Annotated in this window: 12 protein-coding genes; 7 read left to right on the top strand and 5 right to left on the bottom strand. The window is 65.2% G+C overall.

The genetic code is table 11. From position 1 onward, the window contains the following. Positions 1-76 precede the first annotated feature (76 nt). Positions 77-4,630 (top strand): calcium-binding protein, encoded by a 4,554-nt coding sequence (locus tag D7S86_RS30415; protein ID WP_121085876.1) that lies wholly within the window; start codon positions 77-79, stop codon positions 4,628-4,630. Between the two features lie 101 nt (positions 4,631-4,731). Here D7S86_RS30415 and D7S86_RS09955 read toward each other — a convergent pair whose 3' ends face one another. Further along, positions 4,732-5,586 carry a formyltransferase family protein gene (locus D7S86_RS09955; protein ID WP_121085874.1) on the bottom strand — a complete coding sequence of 285 codons (855 nt, stop codon included), beginning with the start codon at positions 5,584-5,586 and terminating at the stop codon, positions 4,732-4,734. Between the two features lie 300 nt (positions 5,587-5,886). Here D7S86_RS09955 and folE point away from each other — a divergent pair, with 300 nt between their 5' ends. Beyond that, positions 5,887-6,705 (top strand): GTP cyclohydrolase I, encoded by an 819-nt coding sequence (gene folE / locus D7S86_RS09950; RefSeq protein WP_121085872.1) that lies wholly within the window; start codon positions 5,887-5,889, stop codon positions 6,703-6,705. 84 nt (positions 6,706-6,789) lie between these two features. Here the strand turns inward: folE and D7S86_RS09945 are convergent, their stop codons facing one another. Further along, positions 6,790-7,536 (bottom strand): GntR family transcriptional regulator, encoded by a 747-nt coding sequence (locus D7S86_RS09945; protein ID WP_121085870.1) that lies wholly within the window; start codon positions 7,534-7,536, stop codon positions 6,790-6,792. Between the two features lie 164 nt (positions 7,537-7,700). On the opposite strand from D7S86_RS09945, the gene D7S86_RS09940 reads away from it, so the two are divergent. The 5 genes from D7S86_RS09940 (at position 7,701) to D7S86_RS09920 (ending at position 14,568) form a co-directional block, all read left to right on the top strand. After that, entirely contained in the window at positions 7,701-8,903 is a 1,203-nt protein-coding gene (locus D7S86_RS09940; protein ID WP_121085868.1) for a pyridoxal-phosphate-dependent aminotransferase family protein, read from the top strand. Continuing rightward, on the top strand, positions 8,900-9,658 hold the full coding sequence (locus D7S86_RS09935; protein ID WP_121085866.1) for a 2-keto-4-pentenoate hydratase: 759 nt from the start codon (positions 8,900-8,902) through the stop codon (positions 9,656-9,658). The genes D7S86_RS09940 and D7S86_RS09935 overlap by 4 nt, the downstream gene beginning before the upstream one ends. Positions 9,659-9,695: 37 nt before the next feature. Further along, positions 9,696-10,979, top strand: a complete 1,284-nt coding sequence (locus D7S86_RS09930; protein WP_121085864.1) for an MFS transporter — start codon at positions 9,696-9,698, stop codon at positions 10,977-10,979. Positions 10,980-11,570: 591 nt separating this feature from the next. After that, positions 11,571-13,199 carry a methyl-accepting chemotaxis protein gene (locus D7S86_RS09925; RefSeq protein ID WP_121085862.1) on the top strand — a complete coding sequence of 543 codons (1,629 nt, stop codon included), beginning with the start codon at positions 11,571-11,573 and terminating at the stop codon, positions 13,197-13,199. Between the two features lie 142 nt (positions 13,200-13,341). Beyond that, positions 13,342-14,568 carry an MFS transporter gene (locus tag D7S86_RS09920; protein ID WP_240648071.1) on the top strand — a complete coding sequence of 409 codons (1,227 nt, stop codon included), beginning with the start codon at positions 13,342-13,344 and terminating at the stop codon, positions 14,566-14,568. Positions 14,569-14,603: 35 nt separating this feature from the next. Here D7S86_RS09920 and D7S86_RS09915 read toward each other — a convergent pair whose 3' ends face one another. The 3 genes from D7S86_RS09915 to D7S86_RS09905 form a co-directional block, all read right to left on the bottom strand. Next, positions 14,604-15,761, bottom strand: coding sequence for an AraC family transcriptional regulator (locus D7S86_RS09915; RefSeq protein ID WP_240648070.1), 1,158 nt, complete (start codon positions 15,759-15,761; stop codon positions 14,604-14,606). Positions 15,762-16,017: 256 nt separating this feature from the next. Further along, the gene (locus tag D7S86_RS09910; protein WP_240648069.1) at positions 16,018-16,368 is read right to left on the bottom strand and encodes a Rieske (2Fe-2S) protein; all 351 of its coding nucleotides are present in this window, start codon (positions 16,366-16,368) and stop codon (positions 16,018-16,020) included. Next, positions 16,365-17,498 carry a branched-chain amino acid ABC transporter permease gene (locus D7S86_RS09905; RefSeq protein WP_205962783.1) on the bottom strand — a complete coding sequence of 378 codons (1,134 nt, stop codon included), beginning with the start codon at positions 17,496-17,498 and terminating at the stop codon, positions 16,365-16,367. The genes D7S86_RS09910 and D7S86_RS09905 overlap by 4 nt, the downstream gene beginning before the upstream one ends. Between the last annotated feature and the right edge of the window lie 35 nt (positions 17,499-17,533).

The raw sequence follows: 17,533 nt of genomic DNA, 5'->3' as shown, positions 1-17,533 counted from the left end.
GATCGATTTGTGAGAGTACGGCACACGCGTACCGAATGTAATGGCCGCTCATTCCGATCGATCGACGAGGTGAACGATGCCCGCACTCATACGCAAAGCAACGCTCGAAGAATACCGACGACGCGTTCAGGTCGGTGGTCTCGCCGAAATCGAGCGCGTGTACGCAGAGCTGGACGCGCAAGGTTATCACTATGCGGGCTGGGCGAAGGGCGTCGAGACGGGTTCCACGATGACAGGGACGTCCGCACTCGGGTTTCTAACGGAAACGACCTGGAGAGGGTGGGGGATGCCTCAATGTGAACCGATGCCGCCCGAGCGTGTGAATAAGATTCGTGTCGATATGGCCGATCGGTATCTCCATACCCTCATTTCTATTGCCGAACATAACGGTAACGTATTGAGCGGCAAGTTGGATTTCACGCAGGTACGAGAGTTTCACAAAGAGGTATTCGAACTAAACGGTCTCGGCATCGAGAACTGGACACTCGAAATCCCGATGGCTCTGATCAGAAAGACCGAAGGGGATGTTGCGGTCGAGAAGACGTGGGCGCGCTTGCGGGACACGAGCGGAGACGGTCTCGATGCGCTGGCCGAGTGCTCGCTGCTTGCACTTCGAATCCTGAACCTCAAGTACTCGACCGACCCTAAGATTGCGTCCGAAGCGACGAAATGGCTTGAGCTAACGCCGGGCTTCGGCAATCTGCAGCAGATCGGCACAGCGCTTGCGGTCGCGTACGACACCATTGCGGGTACCTACGGTCACGCATCCCTTGCGCCTGCTCAGACGGAACGCAAGCGTGACGATATCAAGCTACTCGCGATGTCGTCGACGTTGAAGAACGGCGTCAAGGCGACGGTGTCGATCTCACACCCGGTCACGCACGTGGCGAGTGTCTATGAGATTTCGACGCGCCAAATCACGCTCGGTCCCGCGGCGGGCGGCACGCTGGTCACCACGACGCACACGCCCACCGGACAAACGTTCTACGATTTGCGGTCGCAAGACGGGACGACATCACGCGGCAACGTTGCCGCAAACGGCCATCTCGCATTCATGGCCGACGGAAAGGAGCATGTATTCAGCGGTACGACGTACCTTGGCAGCTTTGATCCGTCGCATCGCACCGGGACCCTGGCGAACGGGCGACACGGTCTCTACACCTACGAGCGCGACAGCGGCCTGATCGTCGCACGGGAGTCGGTTATCGCGGGCAGTCCGGTCGCCGGATACCACGCGATGCAGACGTCGGCCGATGGGCAGACATGGAGCGCGCCGACGTATCGCTTCGAGAACCTCAATGCGGCCACTGCGGCCGATCGCGCGGCCTGGGAAGCACTGAGCCGAGGCGACATCAGCACGGGGACTTTCGAAAACCTCGTCAACGCATCGACGGATTACCTCGCGCATCGCACTGCACGCGTGATGATGCCCGGCGTCAGTCTTGTCGATCTGATGCCGCTTGGCGCGTTTTACGAAAGCCGCTCGCCGCAACACGATACGGCTGCGCCGATTGCGGAAAGGACCTTTCGCGTTTTCGACGGTGCGGGCGTGGGGCTGAGTGCGACAGACCTCATCGCGTGCGATCTCGATCGTAATGGCGCACTTGAGGGCAGCGAGTTGAGCGGCCTGACTGCCTGGCGCGATTGGAACGAAGACGGCGTCGTCGACACGGACGACGCGCGTGGCAATGAAATGACGACGCTCGCGGCCGCGATGGCGAGTGCAGGCCTCACCCGTCTGTCCGCGCACGACGATGCGTTGCGCACGTCAGGCAACGCGCGATACCGTGCATTGTCCGAGCGCATGGCGTCGGCTCCGACGAACCCAAAATGCGCGCCGATCCTTCCCGCCGCTGCGGTCAGCCAATATGCGGTGGTGAGCGGCAAAGCGAATGTGTTCGGCTCGCCGATCGGCGTGGTGTACTGGCGGCCCAATCAGATTCGGATCTCGCAAGATCAGCGCTCGATGATCGGCACCGATCTCGATGACCGATTCGACGTCCGCTATTACGCGATTCATGACCGCAAGCTTTTCAACCTGAGCCTCATTCAGAATTTCTACGCGGGCGCGGGCAACGACACGATGGGCGGCAGCGAGCGTAACGACAAGCTCTGGGGCGGCAAGGGGAACGATCTGCTGCTCGGCGGTGCCGGCGGCGATCGGCTCTATGGCGAGGAGGGGGACGATGAGCTTGGCGGCGGGATCGGCCCCGATCTGCTCGACGGCGGTACGGGCATTGATCGCCTGTTCGGTGGCGACGGCAACGATATCCTGATCGGCGGCGGGGGGGCCGATCTGCTCGTGGGTGATGCACACGACGACGCACTTGAAGGCGGCGAAGGCGCTGACCGCTTGTTTGGCGGCGTCGGCGATGACATCTTGAATGGCGGCGCGGGCGACGACGTGTTGTTCGGGTTCACGGCCACCAACGATCCGAAACAGGCGCTCGCGCCCGGTGAATCGGACAACGACACGATGTTCGCGGGCGATGGCAACGACGAAGCCAGCGGCGGCGTCGGCCACGATCTGATCGATGGTCAAGGCGGCGACGATACGCTGTTCGGCGACGACGGTAACGACTGTTTGTTCGGCGACGCCGGCAATGACACGCTCAACGGCGGTTCGGGGCACGACACGATGAGCGGCGGCACTGGTGAGGACAGACTGTTCGGCGGCACCGGTAACGATCGCATGTGGGGTGGGGATGGCAACGACGTCATGGGCGGCTACTGGGGTAATGCCGACACGCCCGCTACGCTCGCCGCCGGTGAGACGGACGATGACTGGCTATATGGCGGCGCGGGTGACGATCTGCTCCTCGGCGGGCTGGGCCACGACGTGCTCTGGGGCGGTATCGGGCATGACGAGTTGCAGGGCGGCGACGGCCACGACGCGCTCTACGGAGAGGCGGACAACGACCGGATGTTCGGGGATGCCGGTGACGACGTCCTATATGGCGGCGACGGCGACGACGTCCTGTTCGGGTTCACGCCGACCAATTCGACGAAGCAAACGCTCTCGGCCGGGGAAACCGACGACGATGCGCTGTACGGCGGCGCGGGTCACGACAGACTTGTCGGCGGGTCCGGCCGCGATTATCTCGACGGTGGCGCGGGTGCCGACGATATGCGAGGCGGTCTCGGCGACGACAGCTATATCGTCAACAGCGCCAACGACGTCATCGTCGAGCGCGAGAACGAGGGGTACGACACCGTCGTCAGCAGCACGAGTTACATCCTCGACGCGCATGTCGAAGCGCTCCATCTCGTCGAGGGGGCACGTATCCACGGCACGGGCAATAGCGCAGACAACCGGATCGTCGGCAATCGCGAGGACAATATACTCGACGGCGTGACGGGCGCGGACACGATGATCGGCGGCGCGGGCAACGATACCTACTATGTCGACGATCTCGGCGATCGAGTGGTGGAGACGGCCGCGGAGGGTGTCGACACGGTCAATACGACAATCCGTTATACGCTCGGCGCCCACGTCGAGAACCTTACGCTACTGGATTTTGTGACGCCGGAAGTGGGCGTGGTGGACGGCGTCGACGTGCTGGTTTATGGCTACCCGAAGGCCAACGAACTCGACTACACGCAGGGCGATGCCGTCCCCGGATATATCGGGACCTGCGGTTTGACGGCCATCGCGAATCTCAGCGTTCAGGCCAAGCGACCCGTTTCGGAACACACGGTCATACAACGCGCGATCGAAAACGGATGGTGCGAGACGGATCAATCGACACCGGAACACCGACGCGGCGGCTCCAATATCGCGAATCAGCAAGCGTTGTTGACGAGCATCGGCATTCGGAGCGACACCATTGCGGGCTACGACGAACAGGCGATCGCGAATCTCATCAAAGGGGGGCGCGGCGTTGTCGTCGGCGTGGACTCGAACACCCTGTGGGGCACGGCCGGGTCGGCGCGGCGCGCGAAGGCGGACCACGTCGTGACAGTGACCGGTGTCGCATGCGATGCCAAAACGGGCGCGCTTGCGGGCTTCTACATCGCGGATTCGGGGCGCGGTCGCGTGCGCGACATGACGCGATTCGTCGCAATCGGCGATTTCCGCGCGGCCGCGAATGTGCCGAATGCCCATGCGATCTACACGAAGGATCCGATCAAGCTCTGGGACGAAGACATCGACGCGACGGGAAATGCGCTCGATAACCGGATTGTCGGCAATCGCGGCGACAACAGACTCCATGGTGGAGCGGGCAACGATGTGCTGATCGGTGGAGCGGGTAACGACACGTACTCGTTTGAGCGCGGCTCGGGCGAAGACACGATCATCGATTTCGACGGCACGACCGGCAATGTCGACATGATTCGGTATGGCGAAGGGATATCGAGCGAGGACCTCTGGTTTTGGCGCGTCGGCGCGGATCTCGAGATCCGTGTCGCGGGCACCGCCGATCGGCAGACGGTCAAGGACTGGTACGGCGGGGCCGATCATCGTATTGAGATCGTCTACACAGCGGACCGAGACGTGCTGCGCAGTGAGCTGGTCGACACCCTGGTCGAGGCGATGGCGTCGTTCGATGTGCCGCAGGGCGGCCTCTTCACGCCACCGTCCAATGCCGCGGCGGTGCTCGCCGTTCCACGCACAAACGCCTGGATCTAGTCTGCTGGACCGAACGTCGCGCGGCCAAGCGCACGCAAGCGATCGGTGCATCGTGCGATTGGCGCCATCGCGCGCGTATCATGTCGTGCGCGCGCAATCCGTCAGCGATGGTGCACACGCCGTTCGTTGAGCGACAACGTGCTCCACTCGAGCAGCGCAATGAATCCGTCGGCCGCCGCGACGACGAGATGTTTGCCGTTTCGATGCACGAGCGTGCCCGGCGGGAAGCCGTGGGCCTGGACCCATCCCTCGGCGCGCGAGATATGGATCTTTTGCTGCTCGACCGTCGCCATGCATTCGAGCAGGCCGCATGCGCGGACCTTCAGCATGACCTCGTCGACGCTCTGCGTGAAATCGAGCGTGCGATCCGCGTCGCTGTCGAACGGCCAGTAATCGCCGCCTTGCTGCGGTTTGGCCGCCGCCCAGTGCTTCGGCAGGTCGCGCGCGATGTCGAGCGCGACGACCGCCATCGCGAACTGGATCTTGAGATCGAGCGTCTCGTGCGTCTCGTTCGCGTGCATCGCGAATCGCGATTGCGCGAGCACGTCGCCCGTGTCGAAGCTCGTCTCGATCTTGTGGCAACTGATGCCCCACTCGCGACGCCGTTCGCGGATCGCACGGCAATGCGGGTAAGGTCCGCGCGCCTCGGGCAGGGGCGACGGATGGAAGTTGACCGCGTATTGCAGATGCGGGCGCCACTCGGGAATGCGCCACGGATGACCGGCGACGACGAGCGTCGTGCATCCGGCCTGCGCGAGGGCTTCCAGATCGCGCGGCTCGATCTTCGAAAGCTGGATCGGCACGCGCAGCCGTTCGGCGCGGTCAAGCAGCACGGAATTGCTTTCGAGCGTCGACAGCAGATTCGTCGAGAAGATCTTGACGGGCTCCCACCCGGCTTCGACGAATGCATTGAGCACGACCTGATAGCGTGGAACGGTGGCAATGGCAAAGCGCATGGGCGGGCAAGCGGCAATGAGGCGAGTTGTAAGCCGTGCTTGGCGGGCCACGCAAGCGGGACGCACCGTGCAAACGGAAAAGCGCACTGTGCCCGCTCAAGCACGAATGACAAAGAGGGTGCATATTGCTGGGCGTTACAGTCAGATTGTGCTTGCAATGGCCATCGAGCGGGTGGCCAATGCAGCAAACCTCCGCATCAGCGGAACGTTCCCCGCATTTTGACCCCGGCACGCGTGCCGGATAGCATGTGGGATTGGCCGGCGCATCGATGTGCCGGCAAGGTTACCGAGGACCATCAGATGGACGACGCGAAGACGATCGCGCCCCAGGCCGACGCCGAAGCTCCCGACACGCAGCGCCCCGCGCCTGCCGCCGAAGCCCCCGGCACGCAGCATTCCGCGCCTGCCGCCGAAGCCCCCGACGCGCACGAAGACGAAGGCACGCCGTTGTCGGTGCGCATCCGCGCCCGCGTCGAGCGCGCGCAGGGCCGCTATTTCGCGAACGACAATATCGCCGACTTTATCCGCGAGGGCGAGCTCGACGGACTCCAGCAAGAGGTCGAGTCAAAGATGCGCGGCGTGCTCGAGAGCCTCGTCATCGATATCGAGAACGATCACAACACGCAGGACACCGCGCGCCGCGTCGCGAAGATGTTTATCCGCGAAGTGTTCAGCGGACGGTATCAGGCGCCGCCGCCCGTGACCTCGTTCCCGAACGTCGCCGCGCTCAACGAACTCATGATCGTCGGACCGATGACCGTGCGCAGCGCCTGTTCCCATCACCTGTGCCCGATCATCGGACGCGTATGGATCGGCGTGATGCCCAACGAGCATTCGAACCTGATCGGACTGTCGAAGTACGCGCGGCTCATGGACTGGGTGCTGAGCCGGCCGCAGATTCAGGAAGAGGCGGTCGCGCAGCTCGCGGATCTGCTCGAGGACAAGCTCCAACCCGACGGCCTGGCCGTCGTGCTCGAAGCCGATCACTACTGCATGCACTGGCGCGGCGTGAAAGACAATCAATCGAAGATGGTCAACAGCGTGATGCGCGGCTCGTTCCTGCGTGACTCGGTGCTGCGCCGCGAATTCCTGTCGCTGCTCCAGACCAACGCGCGTTAGGCTCGGATCGCGCCGCGCGGGTGCGGGATGCCGCGCTCACCGGACGCCGGCGGCCGTCCGGATAGCCCGCGCCGCGCTCGACGCTCAGGCCGCGGCGACCGTGCGCATGGCCGCGAGTACGGCTTCTTTCTTTTCGTTCAAATGCGAACGCAGAATCGCCGACATCATGGCGCCGTCGCGTGCTTCGAGCGCGGCAATCATCTTTTCATGATCGGACACCGCGCGTTGCCACTTCTTCGAATCGTGATTCGAACGGAAACGTAAAGCCTGAAGCCGCCGGTTGACCGATTGATAGGTTTGCCGCAACGTCGAATTGCCCGCGATTTCGTTGATGCGCTCGTGTATCTGCTGATTCAGCGCGTAATAACCGGGCAAATCGACGCGCGCATAACAGGCGACCATCGACGCATGCAGGCTCTTGATGTCGGTCAATTGTTCGGCGGTGATCTTCGAACATGCGAGTTCACCCGCAAACCCTTCGAGACAGCCGAGCAAATCGAACGCATCGATGATGTCGGCCTCGCTGAGCACGGGCACGACCGCGCCGCGATTGGGCTGATGCTCGATCAGCCCTTCGGCGGCAAGCGCCTTGAGCGCCTCGCGCAGCGGCGTGCGCGATACGCCGAGCGAGGCGCACAGATCGCGCTCGTTGAGCCGCGTGCCCGGCGGCAAGGTGCCCTCGACGATGAGCTTGCGCAGCGTCTTCGTGACCGCGGCGTGCAGCACGGGCCGCTCGATCGTGACGCCGCGAATGCCTTCGAGCGCCGCTTCGAATTCCGCGGTCTTACTGACACCCTTCAGATTGGGATTCTGTATGCCGTTTTCGGTCATGTTGGGCTCGATTCGAATCGGATGTGACGAATAATACTAAGGGCGCGAGATGGCGGGCGTCTATCCGCCGCACGTCATGCGCCGACACCGTGGTGCGATTGCAAACGACATAGTCCGCGAGTATGGTATGCCAAATACAAAATACCATTTCGTATCGAGGAACCATGCTGAAACTAAATTCCCACCCGAGTGGCCGGCATTTTCTCCAAATACCGGGACCGAGCGCGGTTCCCGATCGCATTCTACGTGCAATGGATTATCCGACCATCGATCATCGGGGTCCGGAGTTTCAGGCATTGGGAAAGAAAGTACTCGCCTCGATTCAGCAGATATTTAAAACCGAGCAGCCGGTCGTGATTTATCCGTCGTCGGGGACGGGCGCGTGGGAAGCGGCGCTCGTCAATACCTTGTCGGCCGGCGACGACGTGCTGATGTACGAGACGGGCCAGTTCGCGACGCTTTGGAAGAAGCTCGCCGACAAGCTCGGCTTGAACGCCGAACTCATCGAGGGCGACTGGCGTCACGGCGTCGATGCATCGCGCATCGAGGCGCGCCTCGTGGCCGATACGGCGCACCGCATCAAGGCGGTCTGCGTCGTGCACAACGAGACCTCGACAGGCGTCACGTCGGATATCGCGGCCGTGCGCGCCGCGATCGATCGCGCCAAGCATCCGGCGCTGCTGCTCGTCGACACGATTTCGGGTCTCGGATCGGCCGACTATCGGCATGACGCCTGGGGCGTCGACGTGACCGTCAGCGGCTCGCAGAAGGGCCTCATGCTGCCGCCCGGACTCAGTTTCAATGCCGTCTCGGCCAAGGCGCTCGAAGCGTCGAAACAGGCGACGCTGCCCAAGGCCTATTGGGGTTGGGAAGAGATCCTCGCGATGAACGAGAAGGGTTTCTGGCCCTATACGCCCGCGACGAATCTGCTTTATGGTTTGGCCGAGGCGTGCGACATGCTGCTCGAGGAGGGCCTCGATCGCGTGTTCGCGCGCCACCGGCGGCATGGCGAAGCGACACGGCGCGCAGTCCGCGCCTGGGGGCTCGAGGTCCTGTGTTTGAACGAAGACGAATACAGCCCCGTGCTCACGGCGGTTGTCATGCCTGAAGACGGCAACGGCAAGCGTCACGACGCGGATGCGTTCCGCCGCATCGTGCTCGAACACTTCAATATGTCGCTCGGGCAGGGGCTCGGCAAAGTATCGGGCTGGGTGTTCCGCATCGGACACCTCGGCGATTTCAACGACCTCACGCTATTGGGGACGCTCGCGGGCGTCGAAGCCGGCTTCATCAAGGCCGGCGTGCCGCATCAGCGCGGCGGCGTGCAGGCCGCGATCGACTATCTCGCGGAGACGGCTGGACAATGACCGACGATCGGATGCAGCGCCTCGCGACGCGGCTGCTCGAAGCACGCCGCGCGCACACGACGCTCGACACGCTGGACGAGGCACTCGTGCCCGAATCCAAGGACCAGGCCTACGTCGCCCAACACATCACGATCGCCGCGCTCGGCGGCGCGGGCGGCTACAAGATCGGCGCGAGCACGCCCGAGGCCGAGCCGCAATGCTCGCCGTTGCCCGCGAATGCGATCTTCGACGACGGCGTGATGCTGCCTTTCAAGGCATCGGCGATCGTCGGTCTTGAACTCGAGATCGCATTCCGCTTCGGCGACGCGATCGATGCGTCGTTCGCGGCGCTCGACGATGCGGCGATCCTCGCGCGCATCGCGACCGTGCACGTGACGAGTGAAATCGTCGCGAGCCGCTTCACGAACCGCAACGCGATCTCGAAGCTCGCGCAGCTCGCCGATCTGCAGAACAACGGCGCGCTGATCGTCGGCCAGGGCGTGCCGTACCGCGCCGATATCGAATTCGTCGCGCCGCGCGTCGAGTTCCGCGCAGGCGATCAGACGATCTTCAGCGGCGTCGCGCGCAATCCGTGCGGCGATCCGCGCCGCGTCGTCGTCTGGCTCGTACGCGATGCGCTCGCGCGCGGCCGCACGATCGGCGCGGGCCAGATCCTGACGGCGGGCTCGTACACGGGCTGCCGAGCCATCGATTCGCCCGGCGCCGTGCACGGCGTCATCGAGGGCATCGGCAAGGTCGACTACACGCTAGCGTAACGGCCCGCGCAGCGGCCGACCCATACGGGAGTTCAAGATGTTTCGCCGTGTCACGACGAAGGTGCTTGTGCTGCTCAGCGTGATGTACTGCATCACGTACGTCGATCGCGTCAACGTCAGTACCGCGGCCGCGCAATTCGGCCCCGAGTTCGGCCTGTCGCATACGCAGATCGGCTTTGTGTTTTCCGCGTTCGCGTACCCGTACCTGGTGATCCAGATTTTCGGCGGATGGCTCGGCGACCGCTTCGGTCCGCGCCGCACGCTGACGGTCTGCGCGGTCGCCTGGGCGGGTGCGACGATCCTCACGGGGTTCGCGTCCGGCATCGTCTCGCTCGTGCTCGCGCGCCTGCTGCTCGGCCTCGGCGAGGGCGCGACGTTCCCGACGGCCACGCGCGCGATGTCGAACTGGATGGTGCCCGAGCGCCGCGGCTCGGCGCAGGGCATCACGCATGCGGCCTCGCGGATCGGCAACGCGGTCGCGCCGCCGCTCGTCACCTGGCTCATGATCGCGACGAACTGGCGCGGTTCGTTCTTCGTCGTCGGCGCGATCAGCATGATCTGGGCGATCGTCTGGGGCTGGTATTTCCGCGACGATCCGCGCGAGCACCGCGGCATCTCGAACGCCGAAGCCGACACGCTGCCCGTCTACAGCGGCGCGCGCGAGCGCACCCCGGTGCCCTGGGGACGGCTGTTGCGCCGCATGCTGCCCGTCACGGTCGTTTATTTCTGCTACGGCTGGGTGCTCTGGATGTTCCTGACCTGGATCCCGCAGTACTTCCAGCAAAGCCACCATATGAACCTCGGCAAGTCGGCGTGGTTCGCGGCGAGCGTCTTCTTCGCGGGCGTCGTCGGCGACTGGCTCGGCGGCGAGCTCACCGATTACTTGCTCAAGCGCACGGGCAGTCTGCGCATCGCGCGCAACGTCATGGTCGCGGTCTGCATGATGCTCACGTTCGTGTCGTTGCTGCCGATCCTGCTGATCCCCGATATCGGCGTGCCGGGCGCGGCGCTCGCGCTCAGCGCGGGGTTCTTCTTCAACGAGATGACGATCGGTCCGATGTGGGCCGTGCCGATGGATATCGCGCCGAAACATTCGGGCACGGCGGCCGGGATCATGAATATGGGCTCCGCCGGCGCCGCGATCGTGAGTCCGGTCATCGGCGGCCTGATCATCGATCGCACGGGCAACTGGAGCTTGCCGTTCGTCGTGCTCATGGCGCTCATGGCGATCGGGACCGTGCTCGCGTTCGTCATGCGGCCCGAGCGTCCGCTCGACGTGGAGCCGGCCTCGGCGCAGGCGCCGCGCGCGCGTTACGGCTGACCGTCGGGACGCACGAACGCCCGCGTCCGCGATCACGCGTTCGTGCGTGCGTGCGGATCAGCATGCGTGTATGCGTACGTGTATGCGTACATATGTTCGCGCGCTTGCGCGGATTCCGGCTCCTGCATGGCCCATGGCGCGGCATCGTTCGCGCTGCGTCCTCGCGCAGCCGGCAGCCCGGCCGCCGGTCTCCGCGCCGCCCCGGGCGCTCCGCGGCAATATCGCGTTACACGGGGCGCATCCCGATTTTTACGCCTGATGCGATCCCGCTTTCAATGCGCATGATCTGCATGTAACGCACGTCGAGTCCGCGCGATCTTTTTTTAGCGACGGATCCGTCCAATGAATAAAGTTTTAGAAAAATTCGCCGTTGTTCATGCTGTATGCAAGGTGACTGCAAGCTAGTTCGTGCACGCCTTGCGTCGAATGAACGCGCGCCGCGCGATGACGCCGTCTCGTATCGGGCACCCTCCGCGAACGCGGTCCGCAGGCCTTGCTCGTGGGCAGTGTCGCGGGCTTCGCCAGTGGGCGTTGCTCGCGCGCCCCGTGCGCGCGCGTTTGCGCTTTGATTTCAGTAGTGGAACTTCATACATGCTCAAGAACCTCTCGATTCGCCGCTGCGTGAACGCGATCATCGGTCTGTTCGGTTTTGCGTTGATCCTCGGCGCCGCGCTTGGCGTGCTGTCGCTCAATTCGGCCAATCGATCGCTCAAGCAGATGTACACGGTCGACACTCCGGCCGTCGCCAACCTCGAAGGCAGTTCGGGGCAGTTGCTGCGCGCGCGGCTCGCGCTCGCGACCTACGAGTCGCTGTTGAGCGTCAACGACACGGAGGCTGCAGAGGCGGTGCTCAAGCGCGCCGACAGCTATATCAAGCTCTCCGACGACCGCATGAACGCGTATCTCGCCCAGGCGGGCAACGACGACGGCGCGCGCGATCTCGTCGCCGACATGCAGAGCAAGCGCGCCGCGTTCCTGCACGACGGCGTCGCGCCCGCGATGGCGGCGCTCAAGGCGGGCGATCGCGCGACCTTCAGCGAATTTCAGGCGCACAAGATTTCGCCGCTCTATTCGGCCTACGAGAAGGCGATGCTCGTGCTCGAAAAGCGCCAGGTCGATCTCGGCGAGGCGCGCTATGAACAGGCGCAACGGCAATTCTCGTTCGTCATCGTGACGGTCGCGGCCGGGCTCGGCGCCGCGCTGCTGCTGTCGCTGTTCGCGCGCGGCTGGCTCGTCTCGTCGATCGTCGATCCGATCGATGCCGCGGTCGGCAGCTTCGGCCGGATCGCGGCGGGCGATCTGACCGGCCAGGTCGAGGTCAAGAGCACGAATGAGATGGGCAAGCTCAGCGAGGCGCTGCGCACGATGCAGGAGTCGCTGATCTCGACGGTCGGCGTCGTGCGCACCGGCACCGAGTCGATTCACGTCGGCGTCAGCGAAATCGCGGCGGGCAACACGAACCTGTCGCAGCGCACCGAGGAACAGGCCGCATCGCTCGAAGAGACGGCCGCGAGCATCGAGCAATTGACGTCGACCGTCAAACAGACCGCCGACAACGTACGTCAGGCCAGCTCGCTTGCGGAGGGCGCGTCGGGCCTCGCGGCCGAAGGCGGCGATCTCGCGCGCGACGTCGTCGGCACGATGCAGAACATCGTCGACGATTCGCGGCGCATCGGCGACATCGTCGGCGTCATCGAGGGCATCGCGTTCCAGACGAACATCCTCGCGCTGAACGCGGCGGTCGAGGCCGCGCGCGCGGGCGAGCAGGGCCGCGGCTTTGCCGTCGTCGCGAGCGAAGTGCGCTCGCTCGCGCAACGCAGCGCGACCGCGGCCAAGGAGATCAAGGGGCTGATCGTCGAGTCGACGCAGCGCGTCGAAAGCGGCGCGTCGCTCGTCGAACGCTCGGGTTCGACGATGTCCGAGATCGTCTCGGCGATCCGTCGCGTGAGCGCGATCATGAGCGAGATCGCCGTCGCGTCGACCGAACAGAGCAACGGCATCGATCAGGTCAATATCGCGATCTCGCAGATGGATACGGTCACGCAGCAGAACGCGGCGCTCGTCGAACAGGCGGCCGCCGCGGCGGCGTCGCTCGAGGATCAGGCGCAGCGCCTCAGCGATGCCGTCGCCGTGTTCCGCATCGGCCAGCAGGCGCGCGCCGCGTTCGGCGGCGCGACCACCGACGGCGCGCCGCACCTGCGCTTGCGCCCGGCCGGCTGACCTGTCCGTTCGAAGCAGAGACGGGGCGCCTGCGCAATCGTGGGGCCCCATTGTCGTCCTTCCACCGTCCCTCCGGATTCGGCGCACGACGTTGAACTCGATATCGCCTTCCTGCATGCCGAACACGCGTCGCGATGACGGCATGTCGACCGTCATCGCCGCGACGTCGTTCATCAGTTGCCTCGAACTCTTCGATTTCACGGTGTTCGCCTTGTTCGCGGGCACGATCGGCGAACAGTTCTTCCCGTCGTCGAATCCGATGACGTCGCTGCTGCTCGCGGTCGGGACCTTCGGCGTCGGTTTTCTGATGCGCCCGCTCGGCGCGATCTGGATCGGCCGCCATGCCGACCGTCGCGGACGCCGCGCGGCCCTTGTCGTGACGAGCATGCTGATGGCGCTGAGCACCGCGGCGATCGCGCTGTGTCCCGCGTATGCGGCGATCGGCGTCGCGGCGCCGATCGTCGTCGTCATCGCGCGCCTGCTCGCGGGGCTCGCCGCCGGGGGCGAGGTGGGCGCCGCCGCGACGTACGCGATGGATACCGTCCCCGTCGCGCGCCGCGGCTTCGCGATCGGCTGGCAACTCGCGGGACAAGGTGCCGCGGCCTTGCTCGGCGCCTGTACGGGGCTCGCGCTCACGCATGCGCTGACCCCCGCGAGCTTCGCGTCGTGGGGGTGGCGCATGCCGTTCGCGCTCGGCGCGTTGGTCGCGCCGGCAGGACTCTATGTGCGGCTCAGACTGCCCGAAACGCGCACGCACGCGCCGCGCGACGACGAGGCCGCGGACCGCGCGCTGATCAGACCCGTCGCGCTCGCGACGCTCATGATGCTGTGGCGCACGATTCCGTTCTACGCGATCGTCGTCTACATGCCGAGCTATCTGACGCGTGTCATGCATTTCCCCGAGCGCGTCGGATTCCGGTGCGCGGCGCTCTCGGCGCTCGTGCTCGTCATCGTCGCGCCGTTGTCGGGCCGTCTCGCGGATCGGCTCACGCGCCGCAAGCCGCTGCTGCTCGCGACGTCGGGTCTGACGACGCTGCTCGTCTATCCCGTGTTTTTCGTGATCGTGCATGCGCGGGGCGAGGGGGCCGTGCTCGCCGCGGTTGCGGCGATCAGCGCGTTGATCGGACTCGGGGCCAGCATCGCCACGGTGCTTGTGCTCGAAGGGATGCCGGCTCGCGCGCGCGCGACGGGATTCGCGGTGTCGTATGCGCTTGGCGTCGGGATCTTCGGCGGCACGGCCCAATTCGCCGCGACCGCGCTGGTCCGCTGGACCGGCGATCCGATGTCGGTCGCCTGGTATGTCGCGCCGGCCTGCCTCGTGAGCTTCATTGCGTGCGGGCTGTTCGACGAGCGGCGCGTACGCGCCTGAGCGCGCGGACTCGCCGGCTCGCGAAGCCCTGCGCGCTAGGCGGCGCCGGTCGCGGTCGTGACGAGCGGGGCGTCGATCCGCGACATCGCGCGGAAGTCCTGAGGCGTCATATCGAACGCGCGCCGAAACGCACGCGTGAAATCCGAGGGACTCGAAAACCCCGCCCCGTACGCGATTTCGGTCACGCTGAGATCGGCGCGGCGCACGAGGTCGTCGGCCGCGTGGCGCAGCCGTAAATGCCGGATATAGGTGGCCATGCCGCCTTCATGCTCGAACATCCGGTAGAGCGTCGGCCGCGGCAGGTCGAGCACGCCGAGGACCCGCTCGGGCGACAGGTCGTCGTCGAACAGATTCGCCTGGATGTAGCGACGCACGCGCTCGAACATCGCCGCGCGCTTGGCCGCGCGCGCATTGCCGCGCAGTCCCGCCTGCAGGCAAAACGCTTCGGTCAGCAACTGCACGCCGCTGCGAATCGACACGTCGATCGCATGCGCATCCATTTGCCGGATATTGCGGCTCAACGAGGCCAGGTGATCGACGATCAGGCGCGCGAGCGGCGTGTCGGCGCGCATGCCGCGCCCGTGCATGAAGCCGGGATCGGGGAATACTTCGGCCGCGACGGAAGCCGGCGCGAACACCGTCAGCACGCGGCAGGCCTGACGGCGCATGCGCACCGGTTGCCCGAGGTCGAGCGCGAGCAAGGTGGCCGCGCCGGGCGACGCGCGCCGCGACGTACGATGCACGATCACATCGTCGGTGCCGCCTTCGAGGAACACGTGAAACGCCATGCGGCGGTGCGTATCGTTCGAGATCCGCGCAATCGAGCGATCGAGCTGCATCGCGCCCGAGCGGCAGTCGGTGAACGTGAGGTCGCCGACGCCGAAACGGTCGATCGACGCGCTGAACGTCGGGGTTTCGAGGTCCGCCTTGCTCGGCAGCACGTCGATCACGTGGCCGACGCGCTCGCGCCAGGCGAGCAGCGGATGGCCGGGTGCGTCCGCGCGCGAGGATTTCGATGCGGATGACGGGGTGCGCGAAGCGGCTTGCGATGTTGCGCGCGAGGCACTAAACAGCATGCCGGACGGTGCGCCGCGCGACCCCGCGCTCACGGCCGCGCATGCGTCGAAGTAACTATGCTCGACGCCGATCGACATCGTCGACGTGACGCCTCGCGAGCTCGCGTGCTGATTCATACCGTCCAACCCCGTTGATCCGTCCGACCTTGTTTTTATGGGCGGCCGTATCACCGCTGGCGGCATTTTATCGAAGACGGGACAGATGCGGCGGATCTCGGGCGGAGCCCGTGCGCGAACGCGTCACGATGCCCGCGGGCTGCACGGGCAAGCGCCGAACGGCCGCGACGAGTCGGGCTTGCGTGTGTCGCCGATGCGTCGCGCGTGATCGACGTGAGGTACGTGATCCACGGGGTGCCGAGCATGAGGCGGACGTTCAGACGGGGTCGGTGTCCGAGACGCGATAGACCGTGTCGCCGCGGCATTCGACGTCGATGCGCGTGAGCGCCGCGCCCTCGCAGGGCCCGTCGATGCAATGCCCGTCCTCGAAGCGGAACATCGCGCTGTGATGCGCGCACATGAGCAAGGCGCTGTCGTACGTGCAGAATTGACCGGGCTCGAAATCGAGCGGAATCGAGAAATGCGGGCACCGGTTCTCATAGGCCCAGACCGCGTCGCCGCGGCGCAGCACCACGCATGATGTTTTCGAATCGAGCGCAACGGCGCGTCCGCCGCCGTCGGGGATCGCGTCGAGCGCGCAGAGCGCATGCGTCATCTTCGTCTTCATCGCGTACGGGGCAGCGGACTCGATTGCGAGGGCGACTGCGAGGTCGGTGGCGAGGTCGGTTGCGAGATCGGCTGTAAAGCCGGCTGAAGCGGAACCTGTGCGGACGCGTCGTTCGGTGCGCCGGGCTCGAGCATCACGAGCCGTCGTCCGACCGGGAAAAATTGCAGTCCGAAACGTCGCGACACATAGCCCCAGAGGCCTTGCGGAAAGAACAGCGTCACGACGATCGCGAGCAGGCCGAGTCCGATCAGGTACAGCGTGCCGTAGTCGGACAGGAACTTGTTGAGCACGTAGAACAGCAGCGTGCCGACGATCGGCCCTTCGAGCGTGCCGAGGCCGCCGATCATGACGATGAAGATCGCGAACGCGGTCCAGTTGACCGAGAAGGCCGCATCGGGCGAGATCCGCAGATTGCCGACGAAATAGAGCGCACCCGCGAGCCCCGCGCCTGCGGCCGCGCACAGATAGACGACGAGCCGCGTGCCCGCGACATGGACGCCCTGGCTGCTCGCGGCCACCGCGTCGTCGCGGATCGCCGTCAACGCGAGGCCGGCTTTCGAACGCAGGAAGCGATAGACGAGCGCTGTTGCGAGCACGACGATCGCGAGCGCGAGCCACAGCGTGATCGACTCGCGCGTGCTGCGCGCGATGTCGCCGAGGCCCGTGAGGCTTGTGCCCGAACCGCCGCCGAGCGCCGAGATGTTCGCGATGCCGAGGCGGAACACTTCGGCGATCACCCATGTGCCGACCGCGAAGTAACCGCCCGAGAGCCGGAACGCGATCCGCGACACGGGGACGGCGATGATCGCGGTCAGCACGGCCGCGATCGGCACGCAGACGAACGGCGAGAGGCCCGCGAAATTCGCGAGCGCGAGCATCAGATATCCGCCGAGTCCGAAATACGCTTGCTGGCCGATCGACACCATGCCGCCGTAACCGGCGAGCAGGTTCCACATCATCGCGAACACGAAATACGACGCGATTTCGATGAAGTCGCGCAGCGCATCGCGCCCGGCCCAGAACGGCATGCTCGCGACGACGACGGCGAGCGCGATCAACACGAGGCTCGCGATCCGGCTCGCGCGTGTCGCGCGGCGGACTTCGAAACGGGGACGTACGGCATCCATCATGGCTTCATTCATCCAGGGGCGCGTCCGCGTAGGGA

Origin of the sequence: Pararobbsia silviterrae (assembly GCF_003628125.1) — a bacterium.
Classification (GTDB): Bacteria; Pseudomonadota; Gammaproteobacteria; order Burkholderiales; family Burkholderiaceae; genus Pararobbsia; species Pararobbsia silviterrae.
The sequence above is the reverse complement of the archived record's forward strand: the minus strand, read 5'-3'. Positions and strand labels throughout refer to the sequence as shown.

What these genes read in the sequence shown, in the direction of transcription:
- D7S86_RS30415 (WP_121085876.1), top strand. Translation starts at nt 77, where the DNA reads ATGCCCGCACTCATACGCAAAGCAACGCTCGAAGAATACCGACGACGC.
- D7S86_RS09955 (WP_121085874.1), bottom strand. Translation starts at nt 5,586, where the DNA reads ATGCGCTTTGCCATTGCCACCGTTCCACGCTATCAGGTCGTGCTCAAT.
- folE (WP_121085872.1), top strand. Translation starts at nt 5,887, where the DNA reads ATGGACGACGCGAAGACGATCGCGCCCCAGGCCGACGCCGAAGCTCCC.
- D7S86_RS09945 (WP_121085870.1), bottom strand. Translation starts at nt 7,536, where the DNA reads ATGACCGAAAACGGCATACAGAATCCCAATCTGAAGGGTGTCAGTAAG.
- D7S86_RS09940 (WP_121085868.1), top strand. Translation starts at nt 7,701, where the DNA reads ATGCTGAAACTAAATTCCCACCCGAGTGGCCGGCATTTTCTCCAAATA.
- D7S86_RS09935 (WP_121085866.1), top strand. Translation starts at nt 8,900, where the DNA reads ATGACCGACGATCGGATGCAGCGCCTCGCGACGCGGCTGCTCGAAGCA.
- D7S86_RS09930 (WP_121085864.1), top strand. Translation starts at nt 9,696, where the DNA reads ATGTTTCGCCGTGTCACGACGAAGGTGCTTGTGCTGCTCAGCGTGATG.
- D7S86_RS09925 (WP_121085862.1), top strand. Translation starts at nt 11,571, where the DNA reads ATGCTCAAGAACCTCTCGATTCGCCGCTGCGTGAACGCGATCATCGGT.
- D7S86_RS09920 (WP_240648071.1), top strand. Translation starts at nt 13,342, where the DNA reads ATGTCGACCGTCATCGCCGCGACGTCGTTCATCAGTTGCCTCGAACTC.
- D7S86_RS09915 (WP_240648070.1), bottom strand. Translation starts at nt 15,761, where the DNA reads ATGAATCAGCACGCGAGCTCGCGAGGCGTCACGTCGACGATGTCGATC.
- D7S86_RS09910 (WP_240648069.1), bottom strand. Translation starts at nt 16,368, where the DNA reads ATGAAGACGAAGATGACGCATGCGCTCTGCGCGCTCGACGCGATCCCC.
- D7S86_RS09905 (WP_205962783.1), bottom strand. Translation starts at nt 17,498, where the DNA reads ATGATGGATGCCGTACGTCCCCGTTTCGAAGTCCGCCGCGCGACACGC.